The 26,534-nt window shown below is 38.6% G+C and carries 20 protein-coding genes and 1 tRNA gene; 10 read left to right on the forward strand and 11 right to left on the reverse strand.

Annotated features, from left to right (window positions below):
- Positions 1-8: 8 nt before the first annotated feature.
- From HDE68_RS09205 to HDE68_RS09215, 3 genes are all read left to right on the forward strand, one after another.
- Positions 9-971, forward strand: a complete 963-nt coding sequence (locus HDE68_RS09205) for an acetyl-CoA carboxylase carboxyltransferase subunit alpha (protein ID WP_183881159.1) — start codon at positions 9-11, stop codon at positions 969-971.
- 138 nt (positions 972-1,109) lie between these two features.
- On the forward strand, positions 1,110-1,343 hold the full coding sequence (locus tag HDE68_RS09210) for a hypothetical protein (protein WP_183881161.1): 234 nt from the start codon (positions 1,110-1,112) through the stop codon (positions 1,341-1,343).
- A gap of 52 nt (positions 1,344-1,395) precedes the next feature.
- On the forward strand, positions 1,396-1,689 hold the full coding sequence (locus HDE68_RS09215; RefSeq protein ID WP_183881163.1) for a YXWGXW repeat-containing protein: 294 nt from the start codon (positions 1,396-1,398) through the stop codon (positions 1,687-1,689).
- A 76-nt stretch (positions 1,690-1,765) separates the two neighbouring features.
- Here HDE68_RS09215 and HDE68_RS09220 read toward each other — a convergent pair whose 3' ends face one another.
- Positions 1,766-4,831, reverse strand: coding sequence for a DUF2723 domain-containing protein (locus tag HDE68_RS09220; protein WP_183881165.1), 3,066 nt, complete (start codon positions 4,829-4,831; stop codon positions 1,766-1,768).
- Between the two features lie 232 nt (positions 4,832-5,063).
- On the opposite strand from HDE68_RS09220, the gene HDE68_RS09225 reads away from it, so the two are divergent.
- The 4 genes from HDE68_RS09225 (at position 5,064) to pth (ending at position 8,406) form a co-directional block, all read left to right on the forward strand.
- Positions 5,064-5,134 (forward strand) — tRNA-Gln (locus HDE68_RS09225).
- 73 nt (positions 5,135-5,207) lie between these two features.
- Positions 5,208-6,149, forward strand: a complete 942-nt coding sequence (locus HDE68_RS09230) for a ribose-phosphate pyrophosphokinase (RefSeq protein WP_183881167.1) — start codon at positions 5,208-5,210, stop codon at positions 6,147-6,149.
- Positions 6,150-6,243: 94 nt separating this feature from the next.
- Positions 6,244-6,822 carry a 50S ribosomal protein L25/general stress protein Ctc gene (locus HDE68_RS09235; RefSeq protein WP_183881169.1) on the forward strand — a complete coding sequence of 193 codons (579 nt, stop codon included), beginning with the start codon at positions 6,244-6,246 and terminating at the stop codon, positions 6,820-6,822.
- Positions 6,823-7,845: 1,023 nt separating this feature from the next.
- Complete coding sequence (pth, locus tag HDE68_RS09240; protein ID WP_183881171.1) at positions 7,846-8,406, forward strand: aminoacyl-tRNA hydrolase; 561 nt, start codon at positions 7,846-7,848, stop codon at positions 8,404-8,406.
- Between the two features lie 10 nt (positions 8,407-8,416).
- On the opposite strand, the gene HDE68_RS09245 is transcribed toward pth, so the two are convergent.
- From HDE68_RS09245 to HDE68_RS09265, 5 genes are all read right to left on the reverse strand, one after another.
- Positions 8,417-10,018, reverse strand: a complete 1,602-nt coding sequence (locus HDE68_RS09245; protein ID WP_183881175.1) for a response regulator — start codon at positions 10,016-10,018, stop codon at positions 8,417-8,419.
- A 31-nt stretch (positions 10,019-10,049) separates the two neighbouring features.
- The gene (locus tag HDE68_RS09250; protein ID WP_183881177.1) at positions 10,050-10,886 is read right to left on the reverse strand and encodes a CheR family methyltransferase; all 837 of its coding nucleotides are present in this window, start codon (positions 10,884-10,886) and stop codon (positions 10,050-10,052) included.
- Position 10,887: 1 nt separating this feature from the next.
- On the reverse strand, positions 10,888-14,373 hold the full coding sequence (locus tag HDE68_RS09255; RefSeq protein ID WP_183881179.1) for a response regulator: 3,486 nt from the start codon (positions 14,371-14,373) through the stop codon (positions 10,888-10,890).
- A gap of 172 nt (positions 14,374-14,545) precedes the next feature.
- The gene (locus HDE68_RS09260) at positions 14,546-15,232 is read right to left on the reverse strand and encodes a LytR/AlgR family response regulator transcription factor (protein ID WP_183881181.1); all 687 of its coding nucleotides are present in this window, start codon (positions 15,230-15,232) and stop codon (positions 14,546-14,548) included.
- Positions 15,233-15,237: 5 nt separating this feature from the next.
- Entirely contained in the window at positions 15,238-16,740 is a 1,503-nt protein-coding gene (locus HDE68_RS09265; RefSeq protein WP_221300700.1) for a sensor histidine kinase, read from the reverse strand.
- Positions 16,741-16,881: 141 nt separating this feature from the next.
- Between HDE68_RS09265 and HDE68_RS09270 the strand changes: the two genes are divergently transcribed.
- The 3 genes from HDE68_RS09270 to HDE68_RS09280 all read left to right on the forward strand — a co-directional run bounded on the left by HDE68_RS09270 (position 16,882) and on the right by HDE68_RS09280 (position 20,125).
- Entirely contained in the window at positions 16,882-17,235 is a 354-nt protein-coding gene (locus HDE68_RS09270; protein WP_183881183.1) for an ArsC family reductase, read from the forward strand.
- 161 nt (positions 17,236-17,396) lie between these two features.
- On the forward strand, positions 17,397-18,134 hold the full coding sequence (locus tag HDE68_RS09275; RefSeq protein ID WP_183881185.1) for a hypothetical protein: 738 nt from the start codon (positions 17,397-17,399) through the stop codon (positions 18,132-18,134).
- 29 nt (positions 18,135-18,163) lie between these two features.
- Positions 18,164-20,125 carry a M1 family metallopeptidase gene (locus HDE68_RS09280; protein WP_183881187.1) on the forward strand — a complete coding sequence of 654 codons (1,962 nt, stop codon included), beginning with the start codon at positions 18,164-18,166 and terminating at the stop codon, positions 20,123-20,125.
- A gap of 70 nt (positions 20,126-20,195) precedes the next feature.
- Here HDE68_RS09280 and HDE68_RS09285 read toward each other — a convergent pair whose 3' ends face one another.
- The 5 genes from HDE68_RS09285 to HDE68_RS09305 form a co-directional block, all read right to left on the reverse strand.
- Entirely contained in the window at positions 20,196-21,407 is a 1,212-nt protein-coding gene (locus HDE68_RS09285; protein WP_183881189.1) for a DUF4374 domain-containing protein, read from the reverse strand.
- Between the two features lie 29 nt (positions 21,408-21,436).
- A complete protein-coding gene (locus HDE68_RS09290; protein WP_183881191.1) occupies positions 21,437-23,815 on the reverse strand; it encodes a TonB-dependent receptor in 2,379 nt (792 codons plus the stop codon).
- A gap of 79 nt (positions 23,816-23,894) precedes the next feature.
- Positions 23,895-25,121 carry a hypothetical protein gene (locus HDE68_RS09295; RefSeq protein ID WP_183881193.1) on the reverse strand — a complete coding sequence of 409 codons (1,227 nt, stop codon included), beginning with the start codon at positions 25,119-25,121 and terminating at the stop codon, positions 23,895-23,897.
- 23 nt (positions 25,122-25,144) lie between these two features.
- Positions 25,145-25,834: a hypothetical protein gene (locus tag HDE68_RS09300; RefSeq protein ID WP_183881195.1), complete on the reverse strand. Its 690-nt coding sequence runs from the start codon at positions 25,832-25,834 to the stop codon at positions 25,145-25,147.
- 75 nt (positions 25,835-25,909) lie between these two features.
- Positions 25,910-26,452 carry a sigma-70 family RNA polymerase sigma factor gene (locus HDE68_RS09305; protein ID WP_221300701.1) on the reverse strand — a complete coding sequence of 181 codons (543 nt, stop codon included), beginning with the start codon at positions 26,450-26,452 and terminating at the stop codon, positions 25,910-25,912.
- Between the last annotated feature and the right edge of the window lie 82 nt (positions 26,453-26,534).

A 26,534-nucleotide genomic window follows, 5' to 3' on the forward strand; every position in this document is an offset into this window, starting at 1 on the left:
GCCCACTTATGGAACAGATAAAAACGTCATTTGATTTTGAAAAACCTATTGCTGAACTGATGCAGCAAATTGAAAAGGTTAAACAGGTTGCTGATAAAACAAAAGTAGATATGTCTGCTACACTGATTGAGCTTGAAGATAAGCTGTCTAAAACGCAGAATGCACTTTATGCAAGTCTTACAGGCTGGCAGGAAGTACAGTTGTCACGTCATCCGGAAAGGCCTCAGACGCTTGACTATATTGGAATGATCTGTGATGATTTTATTGAATTGCACGGTGACCGTACAGTAAGGGATGATAAAGCGATTATTGGTGGTTTTGCTACTATTGGTGGCGAAACAGTCATGGTTATTGGTCATCAGAAAGGTAAAAACACGAAGGAACGTCAATACCGTAATTTCGGAATGGCTAATCCTGAGGGATACCGCAAAGCTTTAAGGCTGATGCGTCTTGCAGAAAAATTCAACAAACCGGTTATTTCTTTTATTGATACAATGGGTGCTTATCCTGGTATTGAGGCAGAGGAACGCGGACAGGGTGAAGCAATTGCAAGAAACCTGATGGAAATGTCGGTCCTGAAAGTACCTATTATTTGTCTGATTATTGGTGAAGGTGCATCAGGTGGTGCATTGGGTATCGGTATCGGTGATAAAGTATATATGCTGGAGCATACCTGGTATTCGGTAATTTCTCCGGAATCATGTTCTTCTATTTTATGGCGCAGCTGGGACTTTAAAGAGAAAGCAGCGGAGTGTTTGAAGCTGACTTCGAATGATATGCTGAAAAACAAACTGATTGACGGTATCATTAAAGAACCCCTGGGAGGTGCACATCAGAATCCTGCTGCAATGGCAGAGACAGTGAAAACTCAGATCCTGAAAGATATTAAGGCTCTTGGAAAAGAGAAAACAGAAAAGATGATCTCTAATAGAATTGATAAGTTCTGCGCTATGGGCGTAGTTGTTGAGTAATTCAAAATACAAGAAGAAAAAGGCTCAGATAATTTATCTGAGCCTTTTTTTTGGATTTTTTTTTATCTGAACAAAACGTTAAACCTTCATGATTTGCCAGAGTCAGAAGGTTATAAATGTTTATTTAATTTGGAATTTATGAAACTCACCAGATTTTTCATAGCAGCATTAGTGATGATATCCTTCAGTACTTTAGCAAAAGCACAGTCTGTAGTTGAAACTGTTTATCCTGGTCATTACTATCGAAGGGTAGTGGTTGTTCACAGGCCGGCTATTGTGGAGCGCGTTTATGAACGCCCTGTTTATTATTATAACTACAGGCCATCAGCTTATTACAGACCATATCGTCATTACTATAGACATTGCTGGTAAAAGAGCTTTAGCAGCAGGAGTTTATTTTTTTATGGATTTTAATTAAATGATGATGAAAAAGATAAGATATGTTACGGTACTACTGTCGTTATCAGTTATGTTATTCGCCGCTTCCTGTGCTCCTTCCTATTATGTGGCCAGCCGGCCTGTTGAGCCAGTCTATGTGCGTCCGGTTGCACCCTATCCAAATGCTTATTGGGTGCCGGATGAGTGGACATGGAGAAATGGAGTATATATACATGTTAATGGCTATTATGTCCGGTCAAGACCTAACCATGTTTATGTTCGTGGATATTGGCGTCCGGGAAGGCGTGGCTACGCCTGGCACAGAGGGCACTGGAGGTAGGTTTTCTTACCTTTCCTATCAACAAAAAAAAGCCTGCCGTATTGTACGGCAGGCTTTTTTTTGTTTGTAATTTCTGTTATTCTTCCGGAGATTGCTGCGCAGGACCTTGTGGTTCCTGAGCCTGCTGTGCGAAGTAGATCGAGAATCTCGATTCCAGTCCCTGGAACTGTTGTGCCAGTTTCTGAGATAACTTAGTTTGTTTTTGTTGTGCTGTAGTTTTAACCATCTGGTTAAGGAACTGTAAGCCCAGCTGAACATTTTGTCCGCCTACAAATCTGTTTTTGCTTTTGGAAACGTCAGCCAGATAAGTTAACTCTTTCTGGATATAATCCGCCGATTTCTCAATCAGCGCATTAGCTCTGTTAGTGTCTCCTAAGATATACAGGTTTTCTGCAAAGAAGTAAACTCCCATCATAGAGCGCATACCATAGAAACGCTCAGGCATTACTTCGAAATAACGGGTTACTACTTTTTTCGCATCAGCGATTTTTCCTTCTTTAATTAATCCGGAGATTGTAGTGTTGAATACATTGTTGAAAATAGAGATATCATCTGCAGACTGCGGATCAAGGTAGCTTGCATTTTTAACATTACCCCATTTGAATTTGGTGTACATGTTATGGTAAAGAATATCTGTATTCACTAAATCGCCCCTGCTTGATGCTGAATCCGTTTTAAGCGGTAATAAACGCATAGCCAGACCTTCAGTATATAAATAGTTGTCTAAACCATTAAACTGGTCAGAAGGAACTGTACTTGCAAAATAAATAGGTCTTTTCCAGTTGTTATGTACCAGGATGTCCAGCATGGCCAGTGTACCTTTGGTGACATAACTTTTGTTAAATGTCCATTGCATTACAGGGGTAATTTTTGAAGCATCTGCTGCTTTAACTGTTCCTGTTTTAATTACATCTTCCGGGTTAATGGTTAGCTTGAAGTTTTTAGTAGGAATGAAATTCTCTTTAGTTCCGTTTTGCAATGGAATTTTATCATCATCGTCATCTGATAATAATACATCAAGAATGTTTTTTAATTCTACTGAACCTGCAAGTTTGTAATCCTGGTAATACATTACATCTCTCACACCTTGTACGTATTGAGAAGGTTTCATGCTGATAGGAAGTGGTGCAGATTCGTTCTGCTTACGTTTCATGCCGTCAATGTACCAATCTGTATCAAATAAACTCAGGTTGACCAGTCTTACGTCAGGCCTTACATTTTCTACCTCCTGGATATACCAGAGCGGGTAGGTGTCATTATCACCATAGGTAAACAGGATCGCATTCGGGGCACAGGATTCCAGGTAATCAACTGCAATATCATGTGCAACCATTTTCTCAGAACGATTATGTGCTTTCCAGCCTTGTGCGCCCATAATTACAGGACCTGCAAATAAAGATATGGTAGTGGCAGCAATCGCCCCATTTTTTGGTGTGATTTTACTGAATACCCATTCTCTTAAGGCCAGTACTCCGAAACCGACCCAGATGGCAAAGGCATAGAATGAACCTGCATAGGCATAATCCCTTTCTCTTGGTTCCAGTGGTTTCTGGTTCAGGTATAAAACAATAGCCAGACCTGTAAAGAAGAATAACAGACCTACTATACCAGCATCTTTTTCATTGCGTTTGAAATGCCATACTGCACCTAATAATCCTAAAATTAATGGAAGGAAGAAGAAGCGGGTATAAGCACTGCTTTCTGCAATAGAAGGAGGTAAATGACTCTGGTCGCCCAGCATCATGGCATCAATAGGTTTAATACCACTTAAAAATTGTCCCTGGTAAATACCAGCACCCTGATCATCGTTTTGACGGCCAACAAAGTTCCACATGAAATAACGCATGTACATGTTGCCGATCTGGTATTTAAACAGGTAAGAAATGTTATCAAATAAGCCAGGGAAGTGGCTGTCATCAAAACCCATCAGGCCTTTATATTCCTGTACGTGTCTTGGATCGTCACTATACATCCTTGGGAAAGGGGTTACTCTGTCATATTCATAGTCGGTTTTTTTACCGGCAACTTCGTATTTGGTATCTCCTTTTCTATAAATGTTTTTACCTTCTTTAAGACTAACTTTCTCAGAGTTGTAATTAGGACCGAATACGAGTGGTCTGTCTCCGTATTGCTCTCTGTTCAGGTAACTTAAGAAAGAGAATGCATTGTCAGGATTACTGTTATTCAGATTAGGGTTTGCTTTTGCTCTGATAATGATCATTGCGAAAGAGCAGTAACCGAAAATAATCAGTGCTGTAGAAAGGAATGCAAGGTTTAGTGTCTTGTTACGTTTTTTAATGGAATAGGTAATCCCCCAGGTTAAAGCACCTATTAAAAGGAGTGCAAAGAAGATTACACCGGTTCCGAAGCCCAGCCCTAAAGTATTAACGAAGAATAAATCAAAGTAAGCACCAAATGAAACTACGTACTGTATGATACCATATTGCACAAAGGCAAGAATCAGTACACCCACAAAGAAAGTCTTTACAATTCCGAAGTTAGTAGGTTTTGGTGTTTTCTTGAAATAGTATACAAAGGCTATCGCAGGGATAGTTAGTAAGTTTAATAAGTGGATACCGATGGATAAACCCATGATATAGGCGATAAACAATAACCATCTGTCTGCACGGGGCTCATCTGCATTGGCTTCCCATTTCAGGATACCCCAAAATACGATCGCTGTAAATAGTGAAGATAATGCATATACCTCAGATTCCACTGCCGAGAACCAGAAACTGTCAGAGAAAGTATAAGCCATAGCACCTACAACTCCGGCACCCATTACTGTAATCAGGTTTCCTGTAGTCAGGTCTGCATCAGTTTTAATGACCATTTTTTTAGCCAGAGCAGTAATTGACCAGAATAAGAACAAAATAGTTGCTGCACTTGCAAGCGCAGAACCCACATTCATAAAATAGGCAATCTTATGAATATCGCCGAAAGCAAATATCGAGAAGAAGCGCTGAATCATTAAAAATAAAGGTGCACCCGGTTGGTGAACGACCTGCATTTTAAGTGCAGAGGCTATAAACTCTCCACAGTCCCAGAAACTTACCGAAGGTTCTAAGGTAAGTATATAGGTGAGGGCCGCCAGGACAAAGCACATCCATCCTGTAAGGTTATTAATTTTCGAATAGTTCATTTCTTTTTTATTATAAAATTTTGGCTTCTAAAAATGCAGCCGAAAATAATCAAATAGATTGATAATAGTACATATATCAATTCATATTAACAAATTTTAATGTGTTAGGGTGGTTTAAAGGCTGTTTTTAAAAATATTTCATTTTTTTTTGCGGAAGATTTGCATTTATCAAAAAGGTACGTATATTTGCATTCCCAAACGAAACAACTCATGGTTGGTTTGCTAGGAAGATTGCCCGATAGTATAAAGGTAGTACAACGGTTTTTGGTACCGTTTGTCTAGGTTCGAATCCTGGTCGGGCAACTAAACAATATATCGGATTGTGAGTAATCACAATCCGATTTTTTCGTAACCCAGCATTGATACCCGTCTAATCATGCCATTGCAATTTAATCCCGTTAAACTTTTCGCCGGAACCGGTACAAAAGCATTAGCACACAAAATTGCCGAAAGTTACGGCAAACCACTCGGTAATGTAACCTTAAGCAGGTTTAGCGATGGTGAGTTTCAGCCCTCATATGATGAAACAGTTAGAGGATGCGACGTATTCCTTATCCAATCTACCTACCAGCCTTCTGATAATTTAATGGAACTTTTGTTGATGATTGATGCCGCAAAGAGAGCTTCTGCGCATTATATCACTGCTGTTGTTCCTTATTATGGTTTGGCCAGACAGGACAGAAAAGATAAACCAAGAGTTGCTATAGGAGCAAAGTTAGTTGCCAATTTGTTGAAATCTGCAGGTATTCACCGTATTATGACGATGGATTTGCATGCAGCACAGATACAGGGTTTCTTCGATATTCCTGTGGACCACTTAGATGGTTCAGTGATTTTTGTTCCTTATATCAAAAGCTTAGGCCTGGAAAATCTGACTATTGCTTCTCCGGATATGGGTGGATCTTACAGAGCACGTACTTTTGCCAAGTTCTTTAATGCAGAGGTTGTAATTTGTGATAAACGCCGTAAACGTGCCAATGAAATTGAGTCTATGTCAATTATTGGAGATGTAACCGGAATGGACATTGTGCTGATTGACGATATTTGTGATACAGCAGGAACACTGGCTAAAGCTGCGGCTTTAATCATGGAAAAAGGGGCAAAAAGTGTAAGAGCGGTTTGTACACACCCTGTGTTATCAGGTAAGGCTTATGAGACTGTTGAAAATTCTCAGCTTACGGAACTGATTGTTACAGATACTATTCCTTTAAAACAGGAAAGCCCAAAAATCAGAGTACTGAGTACAGCTGGTTTATTTGCAAAAGCAATTGCGAATGTAAATGAACACGGTTCAATCAGTGATCTGTTCAGAGTTTAATATTAATAACAAATAAATATAAAACAAGATGAAACCTGAAGGGTCTGCAAGACCATGAAAGCTTCATCTCCATTAAAAAACAAATTAAAACAAGATGAAAATAATCGCAATTAGCGGTTCTCCAAGAGAGAACGTAGGGAAACGCGATGCTAAAGAGCTTCGCTATGAAGGTAAAGTTCCTGCAGTATTGTATGGTGGTAAAGAACAAGCACATTTTGCTGTAGTTATTACAGAATTAAAAGATGCTATTTACACTCCAGAAGCAAACTTTTTAGAAATTGATATCAATGGTACAAAAACCAAAGCAATCATAAAAGAGTTACAATTTCACCCATTAACAGACGTATTATTACACGTTGATTTTCTTCAGTTATTTGATGACAAAGATATCGTTATGGAAATTCCTGTAAAATTAACAGGTACTTCTCCAGGTGTTAAAATGGGTGGTAAATTAGTTCAGAAATTACGTAAACTTCGTGTTAAATCTTTACCAAAAGATATGCCACAGGTAGTTGAAGTAAGCATTGCTAAATTAGAAGTAGGTAACTTATTCCGTGTACGTGACCTTGCAAAAGGTGCTTATACTGTTACTAACACTCCAGAAGATACAATCGTTTCTGTTGGTATGTCAAGAGCTCTTAAACAAGCTGAACAACAAGCAGGTAAAAAATAAGCTGATCTTTTTCAGTTATTTAAAAGCAGCACTGAATTTCAGTGCTGCTTTTTTTGTGGGTTATTTTTCTGCCGATAGGAGAATTGTTTCAAAAATGGGATCAAGTCATCAACTTGTGGAGCAGTCTCTTTTTAAGCATAAATTCTGACACGCTAAACAGAAAGTCTTTGCTATCAGGGATGCTCTGATGGCTCTGGAAGTTGCGCTGAAAGCTTTCAATTTGCATGGGAATGACTCAGCAGAAACAAGGCCTGGCAGTTAGTAAATAAATTCAAAATAGGTAAATAATCAATCTATATCGGCCGGGTACTGTCCGGGTACTGTTCGGGTACTCGTTAGGGTAAGAGCAATGCTAAAGTAACGTAAGAGCATGGCAAGTCCAAGTAAAAACAACTAGTTGAAATGACTTAGAGTTACTATTCTTAAAGGCTGTTTACAACCTGTTCTTACACCGACCACTACTCAGGCACAACCAAATCATAACCGGATGAAGATTAATGAAATTATAATTTTCCCTTTGACTAACCCATGGACAATTGCGGACAATTGCAGACAGCTGCGGACAATTACGGACATTTTTTACTCATCAGGATAATCTATAACGCGAATAGCTTACATTGGTAGAAAGGCATTTATTTATTATGGGAAGTTTAACGGGTAAATTTTCAAAGGGAATCCTGGACGATTTCATTTTTAAGGCAGCAGTCTGGAGTACGGGTTGTTTCAAAAGTTCTGTACCGGGCACAATGAAACAATCAATGGAAACCGAAAAAAACAGGATCTTTCCTCCCCCTAAGAATTCCGCTGAAGCGTTGACCGATCTCTGATCAAAGTAATCAGGGCGTTGAATAATGATAAATTGAACTATAAAATCAGGAAGTAATTAGCTTATTAAAGAATCGTAACCATCTGCTTTGAACTCAAAAAATATCAAACCCAAAACTTGAAATTTCATCCTTAATCCACAAGTTTATGACTTGATCCCAAAAATGGCAGATTTGATAGAAACTGTTATCTTTGGACATGAAATATTTGATAGTTGGTCTGGGGAATATCGGATCAGAATATGCGGGTACCAGACATAATATAGGTTTTGAAATTGCAGATGAACTGGTTAAAGGGCTTGGTGGTTCGTTTTCTAATATACGTTTAGCTTATTATTCAGAAGTCTCATGGAAGGGCAGAAAACTTCATGTGATTAAACCTACAACTTACATGAACCTGAGCGGAAGAGCGGTAAACTACTGGATGCAGGAATTGAATATCCCTTTAGAAAATGTATTGGTTATTGTAGATGATATCGCACTGCCTTTAGGGAAATTACGTCTTAAATTAAAGGGCAGCAGTGCCGGACATAATGGACTGAAAAGTATTGAAGCGAGCTGCGGAGGACAGGATTATCCAAGATTACGTTTCGGTGTAAGTGATAATTTTCCAAAAGGCAGACAGGCTGATTATGTATTAAGCGGATTTGATCAGGATGAACTGCCTGAACTGCCTGCACTGATTGAAAGAAGTGTAGCACTGATCCAGAGTTTTGTGACTGTTGGACCAGCTCATACGATGACTGCTTTTAATAAATAATAAAAAAACATTAAACCATTAATGTCTTTTTATCTATAAAATGTGTGATTTTTTGATGTAATAATCTTAATTCAAAAGGTTTGCTTAATACATCGTTTGCACCCGCATCAATTGCCGCTTTTTTATCATTTTCCATGACTGCTGCAGAGAAGGTGATGATAGGGATATCTTTCTTGCCGGCTATAAAATCTGTTCTGATCAGTTTGGTGGCCTCCAGCCCATTCATGACAGGCATGAAAGTATCCATAAGGATTAAATCATAGTTATTATCTCTAAGCTTATCTAGTGCTTCCTGTCCGTTATCTACAAAATCGGCCGTCACTTCCCAGTCTTTCATGATTTTAACGATCAGAAATTTGTTAATAGGGTTGTCCTCGGCAACCAGAATCCTTACATTACTGAAAGGAAGGAGCTTTTCCTGTGTATTTTCTTTGGGCTGAGGAATATCCTGCAGTACTTCATACCAATTGACAAAACAGAAAGTGCTGCCCTGACCTTCAATACTGTCTACAGTGAGTATTCCACCTTTTAACCTGGCCAGGTTTTTAACAATAGACAAACCAAGGCCCGTACCACCAAAATTTAAAGCAGTATTATCATCTGCCTGTTCAAAAGTCTCAAATATTTTATCAATTCTATCTGCAGGAATACCTATACCAGTATCGGTCACAGAGAACCTGATCTGCAGGTTATTTCCTTTACGGTCGATGATTTCTACTTTGAGTGTTACACTGCCTTTATTGGTGAATTTAATAGCATTACCAATCAGGTTCATCAGAATCTGATTCAATCTTAAAGAATCTGCCGATACATTTTTAGGCAATTCGGGATCAAAAATAGTAATCAGCTCAAGGTCTTTTTCTTTTGCCCTTATGCTTAACAGATTATTTACTGCATGACAAACCTCAACAATATCTGTAGCTGTACGGTTGATCTTAAACATACCGGCGTCTATTTTCGATAAATCGAGGATGTCATTAATTACACCAAGTAAAGAGTTGGACGAGATCTGTAAGAGTGAAATCATCTCATTTTGCTCAGGAGTAAGTGCTGTTTTTTCCAATAGATTGGCCAGGCCAATTATACCATTGATAGGTGTGCGTATTTCGTGGCTCATATTGGCCAGAAAATTTTCTTTTATCTTTTTTCCCTGTTCTGCAAGTTCTTTTGCTTTGATCAGGTCTTTCTGATAGGCTTCAAGTTGTTTATTCTTTTTAACAATATCTCTTTGTGTCCTTACAAACTGTAAAAAGGAATCTACTTTTGCAGAAGTCACATAGGGGTTTAGTGGTTTATATAAATAATCAACTGCTCCTGTATTGAGTCCTTTTACTGCATACTTGGCATCAGTTGAAATTGCTGTTACGAAAATAACCAGAATGTCTTTGGTCCTGGGGTTGCTTTTTAAGATCTCTACCAGCTCGAACCCATCCATTTCAGGCATCTGAACATCTACCAGAGCAATCGCAATATCCATCTCCCATGCCAGTCTGAGTGCTTCATTAGGCAGGGTAGTAGATATAAGATTTACATCATCTCTTTCTAATAAGGCTTCCAGGGCGATTATATTTTCGGGTCTGTCATCAACAATAAGAATGTTAATCTTTTCCATAATTTTAAGGGTGGTATCTTTTTGAAAAGATCTATGCTATTTTCTGGTAAATATTATTTTTTTGATCTACGATCTTAAAGCGTCCGATTTCGGTATTTCTAAGGGTCTCTTTTAAACCTAAACAAAGAAAGCCAAAGTTAGCTAAACTATTGTAAAAAAGATCAATCACCTTTTTTTGCAGGGTTGAATTGAAGTAAATCAGCACATTTCGGCACGAAATCAGCTGGAACTCATTAAATACTCCGTCAGACGCTAAATTATGCGCCGAAAACAACATGTTTTTCTTCAAGGAATGATTTATTGAGGCAGCTCCATAACGTGCGGTATAATAATCAGAGAGCGTATGTAATGCTCCTGTTTTCTGATAATTTTCTGAATAGTGTTTCATTTTTTGCAAGTCGTATATTCCATTTTTCGCAAATTCTAAAACATCTGCATTAATATCTGTTCCGTAGAAAAAACTTCTTTCGTACAAGTTCTGTTCTGAAAACAGAATGGCAAACGAATAAAGCTCTTCTCCGGTCGAACAACCTGCATTCCAGACCTTTATTCTTTGATAGGATCTCAGATAAGGTATAATATGCTCAGTAACTGATTTGTAAAAGGGAGGATCCCTGAACATCTCTGTTACATTTACGGTTACTTCAATTAAAAAGTATTCAAAGTAATCGTGGTCATTTGTCAGTAATGTACGTAATTCAAACAAACTCAGTTGTTGCAGCTGCATAATTCTTGTCACCCTTCTTTTGAGAGAGGCAGCAGAATAATTACTGAAATCAAAACCATGTATATTGTTAATGAAGTCAGTGAGACTTTCTAATTCTTCGTAGCTAATTACTTCTTCGGGATTCGCTGCTTGTTGTTCCATATTAACTTAGCCAGACTCTTAACATAGACAACAACTGGTCAATATCCACTGGTTTGGCGATATAATCGTTAGCCCCTGCTTCGATACATTTTTCACGATCGTTCTTCATAGCTTTAGCGGTTAACGCTATAATTGGCAGTTTCTTATATTTCTTTTGCTCTCTGATGGTCTGCATTGCTTCATAACCATCCATTTCGGGCATCATAATGTCCATCAAAACCAGATCAATAGTTTCTGTTTCCTCTAGTTTTTCTAATGCTTCTCTACCATTGTTGGCAATTACAATATTGATATCATAAACTTGCAAAGCACTCGATAAGGCGAAGATGTTTCTCATATCATCATCGGTAATCAGAATTGTTTTACCTTTCAATGCCTTCTCTATGGTAGATACTGTTTTTGTTTTAGATGTACCTTTGACAGTCTGGAAATTATCCTGTTTTTTCAGCTTATTCATAAACAGGCTTACTTCGTCGATCAATCTGTCATTAGATTTATTCGACTTCAATACCATGGCTTCCGAATATTTCATGATATGTGCTATCTTATCCTGATCAAGCTCCATTGCGGTATTGATAATTACCGGGATATGGGTAAACCGGTCTTGTGTTTTTATCCGGTCAAGTAAGTCAAATCCTGAGATATCAGGGAGATTTAAATCGAGAATGATACAGTCAAATGTCTGATCTTCCAGCATCTTTAATGCCTCCTGACCTGTAAAAGCCTGTGCAACTTCAATCCCTTTTTCTACCAGCTGCTCTTTAACTGCAAGACTTTGCAGCTCATGGTCTTCAATAATCAGTACAGTCTGGAAGTTGTACAGGATGTGACCTGAGTTTAAAACAGAGAAAGCATGATCAAGCTGGTCTTCTTCTATTGGTTTTTTTAAGAACCCGATGGCTCCTTCTTTTAAAGCTTTTTCACCTCTGACTTCTCCGGCAGACATCATATGTACAGGGATATGTTTGGTCAGCGGGTTTGATTTTAACCGGTTTAGGATATTCCATCCATCCATCACAGGCAGCATGACATCCAGAATAATTGCATCCGGAAGTTTGGTAGTTGCCATATCCAGACCTGTATCACCACTATGGGCAAGAAGTGGCTCAAATCCTTTTTCTATAGCATAATCTTTCAATACGTCAGCAAAAATCAAGTCATCTTCAACAATTAATAAGGTCTGTTTCCTGTTTTTATTGACCGGGTTCAGTGCCGGGGCTTCTGCTATAAATGGTATTGATACAGGCGCAGTTTGCTGTTGTTTAAGTTCATAGGGTGTCCCTGAAATTTGTTCATCAGGGATCACCGGCAGATATAGGGTAAAACAACTTCCTGTTCCCGGTTCACTCCTTACCTGTATTTCTCCACCTAATATATTTGCAAGTTCTTTACTGATCGACAAGCCAAGACCGGTTCCGCCATATTTTCTACTGGTTGTACCATCTGCCTGTTTGAAGGCTTCAAAGATTAATTTTTGTTTATCTGATGGAATGCCTATTCCAGAATCTTTTACACTGAATGAGATGACCTGTTGATTTGTATTTTTAAGCTGGTCTGAATAGAATTTAATTTGCTGGTCGGCAATACTGATATCCAATTTAATCTCCCCATGTTCGGGTGTGAACTTGAAGGCATTGGATAAAAGATTTTTAATAATTTGTTCTGCTCTGGATAAGTCAGTTAGCATTCGCTCAGGTAATTCGGGGCTCAGTGTAATCTGATAAGCTATCTTTTTGCTTTTGGCAATCTCTGTAAAGAGAGATTCCATGTTTTGTTTGATTTCCAGAGGTCTTACCTGCTCAATATTCAGATCAACTTTACCTGATTCGATTTTAGACAGATCAAGAATGTCATTAATTAAGGTTAATAAATCACTGCCGGCATTGTGAATCACCCCGGCGTATTTAAGCTGTTCATCGTTTAGATTTTCAGGTCTGTTTTCTTTTAATATCCTTGCCAGGATAAGGATACTATTGAGTGGTGTACGCAATTCATGGCTCATATTAGCCAGAAATTCAGATTTGTATTTGCTGGATACTTCAAGCTCTTCTGCTTTTAAGCTCATAGCTTCCCGGGCTTCATTAACCGACATATTACGTTCTTCCAGTAAATTTGCTTTTTCTTCCAGCTCTGCATTAGTCTGACGAAGTTCTTCCTGCTGTACTCTAAGTTCTTCTTCGGAGGCTTGCAATTCTTCAGATTTGTGAATCAGTTCTTCGTTGGTAGTCCTTAATTCTTCCTGCTGACTTTCCAATTCTTCTGCTTGTTGCTGTGTCTGCATAAACAGATCACGTAACTGAGCCCTTGCAACTGCGCTATTAATACCAACGCCTATGCTTTCTGTGATAATATTTAAGAAAGTGCTAATGATTTCAGAAGGTGTGGTAAGTAAGCCCAGCTCTATGACTGCAATAATCTCTTCTTCGAATAAGACAGGGAGTACAATGATTGTATTTGGTGCGGTATTGCCCAAACCAGACGATATTTTCAGGTAATTTGCTGGTATCTCATCTATTTGTTTAATTCGTTTTTCTAAGGCAGCCTGACCTACCAGACCTTCGCCGATAGCAATTTCTTTAATCTTGCCTTTTTTCTCAGGATAAGCGTAACCGCCAGTTAACTGTAAAGTCTGTCTTTTGGGATTAAACAAGTATAATGCGCCTACTGAGGCAGATAGATAAGTACATAATTCGGTAATCACATGAGTGGAGAGTTCGTCAATTTCCTGTTCTCCGCGCATGGATTCATTGATGGCAGAGGCACCGGAAAGTAACCAGTTCTTTTGTTTATTCTGTTCTGAAAGTGCCTCCAGTTGATTGTTATTCTCTCTAATCGTTATTTCTGTTAGCTTTTGTTCATCAAATGTTCTTTTGATAAAGGTGAATAAGTACAGAATTAATCCAAAAATGATCACCGAACTGATAATAACGACAATTGTAGATTGTATAGCGCTATTGATCCTTTTGTCTGTTCTGATTTTTAAGAGTACTTTTTCTGCCTGTATAGCATCATGGTTAGTTCTAAGCAGGCTCGTTTTAAATACCCTTCCCTTATCGGTAAGAATCATTTTGACCGCAGAATCTTTGCCGAGCGTGGTATTGGTCTGGAGAATATCCTCCATATCTTTTACTTTTTGTGCGGAATACAATTCAAGAGAATCCAGGCGCTGCTGCTGATCCGGATTGTCGGTAGTCATTCTTTGGATTTCCTTTACCTTAGGGATGATCTGGTGAATGTTTTTAGTGTAGGTGTCAAGGTATTCGGCACGTTGCGTAATGATATACCCTCTAAGAGAGGTTTCAGAATTTAATAATTTCAATTCTATTTCCTGTGCAACATCAATTACGTCGTAAGTGTGGTTTTCCCATCTGGCATCTTCATTCATGAGCTGAATGCTGATGTAGGAAGTGACTGCAGAGATGAGAACAAATAAAAGGGAAATAACAAATCCTGTTAGTACCTGTTGTTTAAATGTTAATTTGAACATATTTGATTGAAAATCTGATGATTAATATGGCTGATTATCCGGTGCCTGTCTGGTGTTTATGATGAACAGACCTGAAATAACGGACAATAATACAGATAAATACGCATGGATCAGGACTTAGTCTGAAATATGCCGGTTGTTTTTAATCACTTGTTAAAATTTTAAACTTCTTTTAGAATTCTTGCAGGCATTGGGCATAGGTAGGTCCTATAGGAATAATCTTGTCACCAATCCATACCTGGTTCCGGTCAAATCTGGTGACTGCATTTTTGGCTACAATAAAAGCACGGTGTGTACGGATGAATTTTTTGGCAGGCAGCAGGGCATGCATCTCACTGATTGGCATCCTGGTACTGAGGGATGAATTGTCCAGTAAGTTAATCTGGGTGTAATTGCCAGCAGCTTCGATAAACAAAATGTTATTAATCTCTACTTTAATCTGTTCGTAGCCATCTTTGATGAATAGATATGCAGATGACTGGGGGCTATTATTTGCCTTTTTACGCAGACTATGTAATTCTTCTGCCTTATTGCAGGCTTTTAAAAAACGCGCCAGCGAAAAAGGTTTAAGCAGATAATCGAGTGCATTCAGTTCGAACCCTTTAACTGCATGTTCTGCATAGGCGGTTGTGAAAATAACCAGTGGTGGATTACTTAAGCTGTTCAGGAAGTCAATACCATTGATATCGGGCATCTTGATATCAAGAAAAATAAGGTCTACTTCATTTTGCTGTAAAAAAGCAATAGCATCAAAGGCATTTGTAAATACAGCCTGCAATGTAATAAAGGAAACTTTAGAGGCGTGAGATTTTACCACATCCAATGCTATCGGCTCGTCATCTATGGCTATGGCAATCATTTTTTTTAGTCCAGGTTCAACGTTAAATGTACAAAAAACTCCTTGGCGCTTTCTCTGATGATCAGTTCATGCTTTTTAGGGTAGAGTAAATTTAAGCGTTGTTTTACATTTTGAAGGCCTATGCCACTATTTATTTTTTCGGGATCACCATCAGCCTTCAGGTGGATACTATTGTTAACGTCAAAGTATAAGGTCTTTGCTTTGGTTTGCAGGGTGACTTTAATATGGGAAGGAGATTGCAGGCTGATCCCATGTTTGAATGCATTTTCAACGAAGGGGATTAATAGCATAGGTGAAATTTGTAAATCGGCCAGCTGTTCTTCAATTTCTGCTTTGATCAGAATATCTACAGTGGTTGAAGTTCTGAGTTTTTGCAATTCTATGTAATTATTTAAATAATCAATGTCCCTGGTGAGGGAAATTTTGTCCTGCATATTTTCATGCAGCATAAAACGCATCATATCTCCCAGTTTCTGTATACCTTCTCCTGTACGGTCGGCCTTTTCTTGTAAAGCAGTTCCATAAAGAGTGTTTAAAGCGTTAAAAAGAAAGTGAGGATTGATCTGAGATTTAAGAAATCCAAGGTTTGCATCCGACTTGCCTAATTCTTTTTGTAATGCAAATATCTGCTGATCGGTAGCATTTCTTGTTTTATAGATATACCAGGCAAGGGGGGTACTGATCATCAGCTGGGCGGCTATATGAAAAGCATTAACTATAGGAAACATTTCGCCTCTTCCGATAATCACAACAGCTATTAATCCTAATGGTATGGAAAAGAGAAGGGTTAGCAAGATGTTTTTACCAAAAAAATGACGGAATTTTTTACCCTGAGCAAGAGTGGTTGGGATCAGATAATAAATACTATAGATAGTTAAAAAGGTACAGGACCCGATGACTAATGTCCAGCAAAGGATAACCTCGAAATCTACGCCTATGGTGAGCCAGACCAATAGACCGGCAAACCAGAAAGCGGATGCAAATGCAATCTCAAGTTTCATCCTTTTATTACTTTCTTCTTCTTTATGTTCTATCAATTGTATGATCAGCTTCTTTAAGGCCACATAGATGGCAGTCAGAACGATCACCCAGCCTGCATAAGCGAAACCTTTAAAAAAAATGTGATTATATGCTTCATCCAGATTATCATATTGTACCAGCATATAGGCGTGACTATAGGTCTGCGCGATACTCAAGACTAATCCTGAAAATAAGTAAACGCCAAATAGAATGGAAAGGTTAATACCTGTGTTTTTCTTTTGATATAATGGCGGCAGACAGCAGAAATTGAGCAGTAGAAAACTGAAATAAAGAATGGAATATTTATACAATCCCGGCAGGAAATAATTGGAAAGATAACTAAAGCTTACTCCGGCTTCTTTAAAGTTGTAGGGAGTTGAAATGTTATTATCAGAACCATTTGAAATGAGCATCATTACAGCAAAGCCGTAGAGCATGCTAGTTGTCCAGAATTCTATTTTGCCTAAATCTTTAATGTCTATTTTCATATTGCTGGAATTAGCTGTTGTATTCGGATTCCTCTGCAATAGTACAAAGCGTTTCTCTTTATACCGTCAAAATGTGATGAATGCCTCAAAAAATGTGACGAATTAGGAAATATCGGTATCTTTAGCTTTTATATTATACAGATGATAGTTTACGGAATTCCAAATTGTAATACAGTTAAAAAAGCAAGAACATGGTTGACAGGTAATGGCATAGCCTATGAATTCCATGATTTTAAAAAGCAGGGTATCACTGCTGAAAAACTTCATGAATGGTGTGCTGCTTTTGGCTGGGAAGTAGTTTTAAATAAAAAGGGTACGACCTGGAAAAAACTGACAGCTGAGCAGCAGCAGGAAGTTAAAGATGAAAAATCGGCCGTTGCTGTTTTATTGAACCATACGAGTGCGATTAAAAGACCTGTTATAGAGCAAAACGGTAAAGCTATCCTGATTAGCTTTGATGAGGAACTGTATAGTAAATTATTGACTGCTGTTTAAATTGTTCTGCTGTAAGGGAACAATTACCTGTTAATTTTTGTTAAAAAATAAGATGCAGAGGCAAACTGGATTATATTTGAGATCTGCACCTGTAAAAAACCACGTATGTTCCCGAATTCTCTATACAGGGAAATGACCGGAATAGCGAAAAATCAAACACAATGAAAACGTTTAAGCGATTAATTGCCGTATTGTTTCTGACAATACCGCTATATACATTTGCGCAGACCGGTATAACGGGTGGCGTATTTGATTATGACAACAAGAGTTTCCCTTTGCAAAAAGTAACTGTAAGAAACCTGAATAATAAGGAAAGTACATTTACTGGCGCTGCCGGACAATTTACAATTAAGGCTAACAAGGGTGATTTGCTGGAGTTTTCTTTACCTGGGTTTCATACGGATACTTTGTATCTGACCAATATGCTTTCTAAAACTATTTATCTCCCTGCTTCGTCTACACAGCTGAAACAAGTGGATATTCAAAGTGCAAAACTTTCTAAGGATCTGAACCTGAGAAATCCTAATGCCAAAGGTTTTGAACGTGTACATGGTATTTCTCCAACGCAAAACATTCAGCGTGCAGGAGGAATTGGCCTGGCATTCGGCTCTGGAAAAGTAAGAAGAGAAAAAGCTAAGGAAAGGGCACTGGAAGAGAAAGGCGCATATGAGGCCGAAATCAGTCAGTATTTTAATGAGGAACATGTTAGCAGTTTAATCAAATTGCAGGGCCAGGAGCTTAAGGAGTTTATTGAACTTTACCGGCCTACAGTAGAGAGAGTCAAAGCTGATGATCCTTTCAATTATGATTACTATATTGCTGTTGCTTATCAGACCTGGTTGAAGTTGCCTCCGTCACAAAGAAAACTGCCTCCTATGAAAAAGCTGGAAAAGAACTAGCCTACTCAGCAAACATTAAACCCGATATAATGAACCATCAATTTATCCAGAAAACACTCCTTTTTGTAGTGTTTTTTGCTTTTAGCATCAATTCGCAGGCACAGGTTGCCGATAGTAAGTACGATCCGCATTTGGCTTTCAGCCCTTTGTTTTATACACAAAATGGAAATGAGTTCCGCTCAGCAAGTGGTTATCCAGGCGCTAAGTATTGGCAAAACCGTGCAGATTATAATATTTCTGCTGTTTTGGATGATCAGAAAAATACTGTGACAGGTACAGTAACGATTACTTATAAAAATAATAGCCCGGACCAGCTGCCTTATATCTGGTTACAGCTGGATCAGAATCTTTTTGAAGAGCATTCAAGAGGAAATGGACTGATAAAGGCGGGCAGCCGTTATGGTGCAAGAGGAGAGAAGGTAAATGGTGGGTATAAGATTGCTGATCTTGCGGTTTCTCAGAAAGCACAAGGGGTTAAGTTTAGCTCTATTGTTGAAGATACGCGTATGCAGATCCGTCTGGATAAGCCTTTGGCACCAAATGAACAGCTTACCATAAAAATGAATTACTCTTTTGTAATCCCGATTAATGGATCGGACCGTATGGGACATCTGGTTACTCAGAATGGAGAAATATATTCTATTGCACAGTGGTTCCCGAGATTATGTGTTTATGATGATGTACTGGGCTGGAATACGCTTCCATATTGGGGAGCAGGAGAATTTTACTGTGAATATGGAGATGTTAATTTTAGTGTAACTGCTCCTGCCAGCCATATTTTAATGGGATCTGGTGAGCTGCTGAATCCTGAGGAGGTATTTACTCCTGAGCAATTGAAAAGATGGAATGCAGCAAAATTAAGTGATAAGACTATTTCTATACGTACGGCCGATGAAGTGACGGATGCTAAGTCCCGCCCTGCAAAAGATAAGTTAACCTGGAAATACAGAATGTCTAATACAAGGGATGTAGCTTTTGCTTCTTCTAAAGCTTTTGTGCTGGATGCAGCAAGAATTAATCTGCCAAGTGGTAAGAAATCACTTGCGGTTTCTGCACAGCCGGTAGAGAGCAATGGTCAGGATGGTTATGGAAGGGGTGTAGAGTATGTAAAAGCTTCTATAGAACATTATTCGAATAAGTGGTTTGAATATCCTTATCCGATGGCTGTTAATGTGGCTTCGAATATTAGTGGGATGGAATATCCGGGGATAGTTTTTTGTGGCTGGAAGGCTAAAAATGCGCAGGCATGGGGTGTGATAGATCATGAGTTTGGTCATAGCTGGTTCCCGATGATTGTGGGTAGCAACGAACGTAAATATGGCTGGATGGATGAAGGTTTTAATACTTTTATTAATGGCCTGGCTTCGGAAGCTTTTAATAATGGAGAGTATAAAAAACCACATGATAATATGCAGGCTGCTGCTAAGTATATGGCGAAACCTGAAAGGGAGTTTATTTTGTTAAGCCCGGATGCAATGATGGAAGCTAATATTGGTGTGAATTTATATAGTAAACCAGCATGGGGTCTTCAAATCCTGAGAAATGAAGTTTTAGGTGCTGATCGTTTTGATTATGCATTTAAAAATTATATTAAACACTGGGCCTTTAAACATCCTACACCATTTGATTTTTTCAGGTCTATGGAGAATGGTGCTGGTGAAGATCTTTCCTGGTTCTGGAAAGGATGGTTTCTGGAAAACTGGAAAACGGACCAGGCAATTACGAGTGTAACACCGGTGAAAAACGGCGGACAACTGGAGAGTTATAATATTGTTATAACTAACCTTGAGCAAATGCCAATGCCGATCATTTTACAGGTTAAGGATAAAAATGGTAAGGTGGATACAATTAAAATACCAGTGGATGTCTGGATGAGAAATAAGAGCTGGACAATTAATTACCCGACTACGGTTGAATTGCTTTCTGCGGAGTTAGATCCTGAAAAGGTTTTTCCGGATGTGGATGTAACGAATAATACGTGGTTTAAATAGTTTTTTTTAATTGCAGGAAGCCCCGGTATCAGTAAAATGGTACCGGGGCTTTTTTATGATTTATTATTTTCTATTTAATTTTGTCTAAGCGTGATAAACTGTTGATCCCTTCTATTTTCAGGCCTTTAGTGATTACAGAGGTAGCTGGATTATACTGATAAACGAAGACACCATCAGTGGTTTTTGCAGCTATAGATACTTTCCCGTCTTCAAGCAGCACGTCTTCCGAGAAACCAAACATACTTTTTGGGATATTCAACTTGGTTTTAGTTTTGTTAACGACGTCTACAACATAATAATCCATGATGTATGATTTAGTGTAAGATTCCCAGTTTACAATCTGGCTTCTGTCAAGAACTTTTACAATTGCTTTTCCGTTTCCAATGTAGAATAGGCCAAGAGCTTCTTCTTTTGTTCTTTCTGTAAGTTCATAGAAATAATCAGGGTCAATCTGTGTTGCACCGCTTTTAACACGGAAGATACCAAATGGCTTATTTTTAACGTCTGTTGTCCAGGTATTTGGAGAAGCCATAAAATAAGATATACCATTGTCAACAAAGGAGTTTGACATATTCAATGAATAATGCTCAGGAAGAGTGAACCTGGTGTCTTTGGTTACTTTGATATTATTCATTGCAGGGTAATCGAATGTTGCCAGGTAAGTTGTATCTACCGGTAGATCACCTGCATTCGCATTCTGAGTATAGGTCAGGTTTATTTTGTTGTCTACGATAGTTGCTCCATATCCCCAGAAATAATGGTCTTTAAGTAAACCCGGTACATTGATTTTACCACTTGAGGTAATAGTCATTGTCTCTACATTAAGAATCGCATATTCAAACTGGATGGATGCGTTACTGCTGAATAGAATAAGGGTTTTATCGTCTTTCCATTTGTAGAAGCTGGAATAATACGCCCAGCTGATCTGAGTGAATGGGATCTCTTTAACGATCGTGTTGACCTTGTTATTGGAAGTATATTTAACCAGGTTTCCAGTGTCGTCGTTTCTACCATAATAGAATCCATTCTTAGTAGTTATTGTGGTAAGATTTGTACCTACGCCTATACCAAGAAGATTAGCGGTACCGCTTGTTAATGACCCAACTTGAAGCAGGTACTCTGCAGCTGGGTTACCTGCTGATACTCTAAGGCTATATGTGCTTTCTGTTACCGGCTTTTCATCAGGTGTACTGGTGTTTGTTTCACTTTTTTTGCAGGATGATAATCCTGAAATGATTATTGCTGACGCAAGTAAGGGGAATAATTTGTTGGCTTTTAACATAATATGGTTTGATTTTTAATTGTGTGGGCTTATTTAATAAAGTAGCGTAGTTTCAGGAAAACTGATCTTCCTGGTTTTTGTAATCTGAAATTGTCATAGGCAATTACATTGGTCAGATTGAAAGATTCTGCCGAAATATTGTATTTGCCATCCATAAATGAATAGGATAGTGAGGCATTATGGATTAGCTGACTCGGGATCTGATTGTTTGATTCTTTACTCCCAAGTGATTCCCATCTGAGGTAAAACCAATGGACGTATTGTGTTGACCAGTTAAACTGTAAACGTGAATGTTTGCCAATCAGATCATTTTTACCAATTCCGATATTGGCATTTCCATAAATCCATGGCTGATTTGGAATTCTGTCGTTAATTGCAGGGCCGCCGGCTTGTGTCTCTCCAAGGTTGCGGGCATTTTCGTAACTGGCATTGACAGAGGCTTCGAGCAATTGGCTATAGCTATATCTGATTTCTGCTTCAACGCCTTTTATTTTTGTTTTACCTACGTTTGAATAAACAGTAAATTTACCAGAAGGTACACCCATCAGGATAAAGTCTTTGGCATCTCTGTAGAAGTATGAAGCTTCTACGGCTATTCTATGAGCGTTGTGCTGGTAATTATAATAAAGTCCTGCGTTGATGTTTTTACTCTTTTCAGGTTTTAATGCACTGTTTGCTGCTACGGTAATACCATCTCCAAATAGCTCGTCTGGTTCCTGTAAACGGTAAGCATTCTCATAGGAAGCTTTAATACCTGCATTTTCTATGATTTTAAATCTGGTAGCTATTCCATAACCAAAATTGTTCTGGTTGATGCGGCTGTCTTCCTTTGTCCAGCCGTTACCTGCGCCCAGTGAAAGTGCGTCAGGTACGAATGCACTGTATCCATAGTATTTTGCGAATGGGGTAATGGTCAGCCTGTTGTTTAACAGATTATTTTGATAAGCAAGACCTAAAATGTTTTTAGTGATGGTGTTGGGTACTGCAAATGGATTGTTCTGCAGTTTTCCAATATCTTCTTTAGATGAACGTGCAAAATGACTATAGGTGTAGTTCAGATTAAGGCTCTGATGCGCATCAATCTCATAAGCAAAGTTTGCTCTGATTGTTGTTGCGTTATTTTTAAAACGGGTAATTGTTTTAACACCGCCAATTTCACCGGCAATTAATTCCGGAGCCCCAATTCCTCCCCATCCGTATTTGTGAGAGGCAGTGTCTGTGACTTTGTATTGGGTAGAAGAATAGGAAGCTGTCGTATTCAATGAAAGGCCTTTGATCAGAAAGTCTTTTTTTCTGTATTTCAGGCTTGGCATGAAGAAGTGTTCCCGGTTATTTACCCCACCGTAAACGATGTTCTGGCTTGCACCTGTTTGTATCTCTTTGTAAAGGGAAGAGTAAATAAAACCAAGGGTTAGCTGATCTGCCCATGATTTGTTGATTACACCAACATCAAACTGGCCCATGGTAGTTTTATAGGCGTCATGGAAACGGTAAGCGTCTTTTTGTACAGTTTCTCCATTTTCATTAACCTGTATCGGCGCACCGTATTTTGGGTTATTGCGCATTAAATAATCATTATCTGAATAATTATGATAACCACTGAAATTAAAGATTAGTCCAGTTTTGTCTGCTGTATACCTGCCTGAGAGTGCAGCCCGGCTGGTATTGAATGAGCCATAGCTAAAACTGGCGTCCAGAAACTTTTTAGTATGCTGGTCAGTGACGATATTTATCGCTCCGCCCAATGCATCAGATCCTAGTTCTACAGGTACAACGCCTTTATAAATTTCAATGCGTTCTGCAAGGTTAACCGGGATGTTGTTCAGGGACATTGCGGTTCCAAATGTTTCCATAGGTATGCCGTCCAGAAAGAACTTGACTTGTTTGCCTGAAAGACCGTTCATTGCAAATTTAAAGTCTGACCCCATTCCGCCCTGCTCTCTTATCTTGATTCCAGAAGTTCTGTTCAGGACCTGGTTTAAATCGGCAGTGGTATTGGCAAATTTTTTAAGGTCTATGGTATTCACAGCAAAACCTGATTCTTTGAGCTCCTGACTTTTTGTTTTACCGGTAATGGCGACATTGTCAAGCTCCTGAAAATTCTTTTTTAAGGTAAAGGATAGCGAAAGCTGCTGTCCTGATTTGAGGGCTATTTGTTTGGTAGTTGAAATATAGCCCATGTAAGAAGCTATAACTACATAATTGCCGGGAGGAATTTGTGTAAGCTCATAATACCCGTCAGTATTTGAAACGGTCCCTGTTTTAGTGTTTTTTAATACGACTGAGGCTCCTGGGATTACAGCTGTACTGTCTTTGATGTATCCTGAAATTATAGCACTTTTTTGTGCGAAGGCTGTAAAGGATAAAAAGGTTATAGCTAGCGATAGTAGAATTTTACGAAATGACATCTTTTCTAATCTGGTGTGTTTATACTGTTAGTAGCATAATCACCACTTTCCCGAAGGTGGAAAAGAAAAAAAGTTTGCTTTAATTCAGTTTGTCGGTCCGCATGATAAAATCAGTGTCCCCTGCCAGCTGTAACCCCTTTCTAAGGGTACCTGTAGTTATATTATAGATCCATATATAATTGCCATGTAAGGTGGAGTTCACAGCAATGTAAGCGAGGTTACCTTCTACAATAATACATTCTCTTCTGGTTCCTTTATCTAATGGAAGAGCTAGTTTTTTAATATCCTTTTTAAGCAGATCAATAACATAAAATTCGAAATGAGCGGTATTGTAATGGTCGCTTAATCCTTTGAACAAATCTTTTCTTTCGCTTCTGATGATCGCTTTGTGGTTGCCCAGATACCAGATGCCGTAGGCATGGTTCTGGATTACTGAACCTGAAATATTGAAGAAATAGGATTTGTCAGGAGCTTGGTCCCCTTTATTAATCCTGAATATCCCTGTGGGCAGTTCCGGCCGGTTTCCAAGTGCTATACCCGGGCAGGACATAAAATAGTAGTCTCCCTTTTCGTCATTGAAAGCATAGGACTGTATAGTATTGATCCCGCCGGGAGAAGTGGACCTGGTATCTTTGTCAGTTTTAAGCAGCGTCATCTCCGGATATTGGAGAACTGATACATAACTCGTATCACTGGTGCTGTAATTGGAAGCACCCAGTTGCTGATTATAACTATAACCGATCAGCAGTTTATCTTTTCTGAGTTCTGTGAAGCCTATGGATATGGAAGTGAATTTCCCAGACGGATGCGGAATGTTAATATCACCTCCCGATATTCTGGTCATGGCTGCTGCATTTACTTTCAAATATTTTACCTGAGTATAATCTGCTTTGTTTAGGCCGGTTAGTAAAAGAGTGTCTCCGGCAATCCATTTGCAGTTTTCAATGGAAAAATCTTTCAATGGCATGGCGGCAACAAGAATTAATTGTTTTCCGTTGATTTTGTATTTTTCAAATGATGCTTTTTTTCTGCTCAGATGATAATAATATCCTTCGTGAACAATGACATCACGATCCATTACTTCTCCATTTAATAGAGCACCCCGATCTTCTGGTTTTATTGTTCCACTGCTCAGGGAGTCTATCTCCAGAAGATACTCTTTACCATCTTTGGCCAGAATATAGATACTGTATTTTTTTTTCGATGGATTTAAATCTTCTTTTTCCTGTTGATGGCAGGATGAAAAAAAACAGCATAAAATAAGTGAACAGAGCAGAAGAGCAGCAGTTTTTGCCGTATGGTGCATAGCTAATATTGTTATAAGATGCTTTAGATTTTAAACTTACTGATAATCTGTTTTTGAAGTACGGGGGGCAGATCCATGAGGTTTCTTTCGTTGATGAGGATAAACTGGTCATGCTGAGATTTACCATTCATTGCGATATAGGTCTGACCTGTCTTGAAAATTACTTTTCCTCCGTTCCCTCCTATATTCAGTTCAATATCTTCTTTGGGTGAAATTAGAATGCTCCCTGAAAAATCAATGATCCCTGTCTGGTAGTTTATTTTTGCGGTTGATTCCGGGGCCAGTGCAATACAGTAGGCTGCGGATTCGATATGTCTTACATCCATTAGAGAATTATTATTTACAGAGACAAACTCTAAAGGGGCTGCAGGGGTAAAATAAACTCTGTAACTGATGAATGAAATGAATCCGAGAATAAGAGAAGCAGCTATGACTTTTTTCCAGGTAATGGTATACTCCGGTTTTAATTTCGGGATTTTGTTTGCAGGTGTAGTTTTCTGGTCTTGAGGTGTGGTTTTTTGCGCTTCGAGTGGAAATATAGTTTGAATCTCTGCCCACATCTGTGCTTTATGTTCTTCCTTATTTTCGGTAGCCGGAAGTTGTAATTCCAGATCTGTTTCTTCAGAAAATAGCCAGTTCTCTACGGTTTCACATTCTTTGGGGGAACATTCGCCGAGGTGGTATTTTTCTATAAGTTCCTTACTGATCTTCATGCTGGCTATTCTTAATACAAACTTAGATAAAATATAAGTAGCATAATATAGGATTTTCCGTAAGCCGGATTGAAATTAAATAGCGTAACTGGCAAGACTGAGTTTGAGCATATTGGTGGCCTTATGAATATGGTATTCAACGGCGCGTTCAGAAATCAATAATGAGGAGGCGATTTCTTTATTGCCTAAGCCTTCTTCGCGGCTCATTTTATAGACCCTTTTACATTGACAAGGGAGCTTTTCCACAATGGTGCTTACTTTTTCTTTAAGATTGTTGAAAAGGATATGTTCTTCAGTGCAATTGGTTGACATCTTGCAATCCTGCATTTTGAGATCCATATGTTTCTCCCTGCTGATTTTATTTCTGATGTATTCAAAACTCTTGAATTTAGCACAACGGACAAGATAATGCTCGGTTTTTTCAAGTTCGAGATTTTCCCGGCGTTCCCACAGGGACTTGAAGATATCCTGAACCATTTCTTTTGCGGGTTCAGTTTCCCTGATGCTGTTATAGCATACAGCATAGACTTTTTCCCAATAGAGATTATAAATCCATTCGAAATTTTTCTTATCGATAGAAATGGAAGTAAGTGAATCTATGCTTTTTATATCTGCCAATGGAAGGGTGTATTGTCGGGCAAATATAGTTTATTTATAATGATTACAAATAAACTTGTTGAATTCTCTTTTATAATTCTTT

The organism is Pedobacter cryoconitis, assembly GCF_014200605.1.
Lineage (GTDB): Bacteria > Bacteroidota > Bacteroidia > Sphingobacteriales > Sphingobacteriaceae > Pedobacter > Pedobacter cryoconitis_B.

Coding starts and splice junctions, on each gene's coding strand:
- HDE68_RS09205 (WP_183881159.1), top strand. CDS start 9: ATGGAACAGATAAAAACGTCATTTGATTTTGAAAAACCTATTGCTGAA.
- HDE68_RS09210 (WP_183881161.1), top strand. CDS start 1,110: ATGAAACTCACCAGATTTTTCATAGCAGCATTAGTGATGATATCCTTC.
- HDE68_RS09215 (WP_183881163.1), top strand. CDS start 1,396: ATGAAAAAGATAAGATATGTTACGGTACTACTGTCGTTATCAGTTATG.
- HDE68_RS09220 (WP_183881165.1), bottom strand. CDS start 4,831: ATGAACTATTCGAAAATTAATAACCTTACAGGATGGATGTGCTTTGTC.
- HDE68_RS09230 (WP_183881167.1), top strand. CDS start 5,208: ATGCCATTGCAATTTAATCCCGTTAAACTTTTCGCCGGAACCGGTACA.
- HDE68_RS09235 (WP_183881169.1), top strand. CDS start 6,244: ATGAAAATAATCGCAATTAGCGGTTCTCCAAGAGAGAACGTAGGGAAA.
- pth (WP_183881171.1), top strand. CDS start 7,846: ATGAAATATTTGATAGTTGGTCTGGGGAATATCGGATCAGAATATGCG.
- HDE68_RS09245 (WP_183881175.1), bottom strand. CDS start 10,018: ATGGAAAAGATTAACATTCTTATTGTTGATGACAGACCCGAAAATATA.
- HDE68_RS09250 (WP_183881177.1), bottom strand. CDS start 10,886: ATGGAACAACAAGCAGCGAATCCCGAAGAAGTAATTAGCTACGAAGAA.
- HDE68_RS09255 (WP_183881179.1), bottom strand. CDS start 14,373: ATGTTCAAATTAACATTTAAACAACAGGTACTAACAGGATTTGTTATT.
- HDE68_RS09260 (WP_183881181.1), bottom strand. CDS start 15,232: ATGATTGCCATAGCCATAGATGACGAGCCGATAGCATTGGATGTGGTA.
- HDE68_RS09265 (WP_221300700.1), bottom strand. CDS start 16,740: ATGAAAATAGACATTAAAGATTTAGGCAAAATAGAATTCTGGACAACT.
- HDE68_RS09270 (WP_183881183.1), top strand. CDS start 16,882: ATGATAGTTTACGGAATTCCAAATTGTAATACAGTTAAAAAAGCAAGA.
- HDE68_RS09275 (WP_183881185.1), top strand. CDS start 17,397: ATGAAAACGTTTAAGCGATTAATTGCCGTATTGTTTCTGACAATACCG.
- HDE68_RS09280 (WP_183881187.1), top strand. CDS start 18,164: ATGAACCATCAATTTATCCAGAAAACACTCCTTTTTGTAGTGTTTTTT.
- HDE68_RS09285 (WP_183881189.1), bottom strand. CDS start 21,407: ATGTTAAAAGCCAACAAATTATTCCCCTTACTTGCGTCAGCAATAATC.
- HDE68_RS09290 (WP_183881191.1), bottom strand. CDS start 23,815: ATGTCATTTCGTAAAATTCTACTATCGCTAGCTATAACCTTTTTATCC.
- HDE68_RS09295 (WP_183881193.1), bottom strand. CDS start 25,121: ATGCACCATACGGCAAAAACTGCTGCTCTTCTGCTCTGTTCACTTATT.
- HDE68_RS09300 (WP_183881195.1), bottom strand. CDS start 25,834: ATGAAGATCAGTAAGGAACTTATAGAAAAATACCACCTCGGCGAATGT.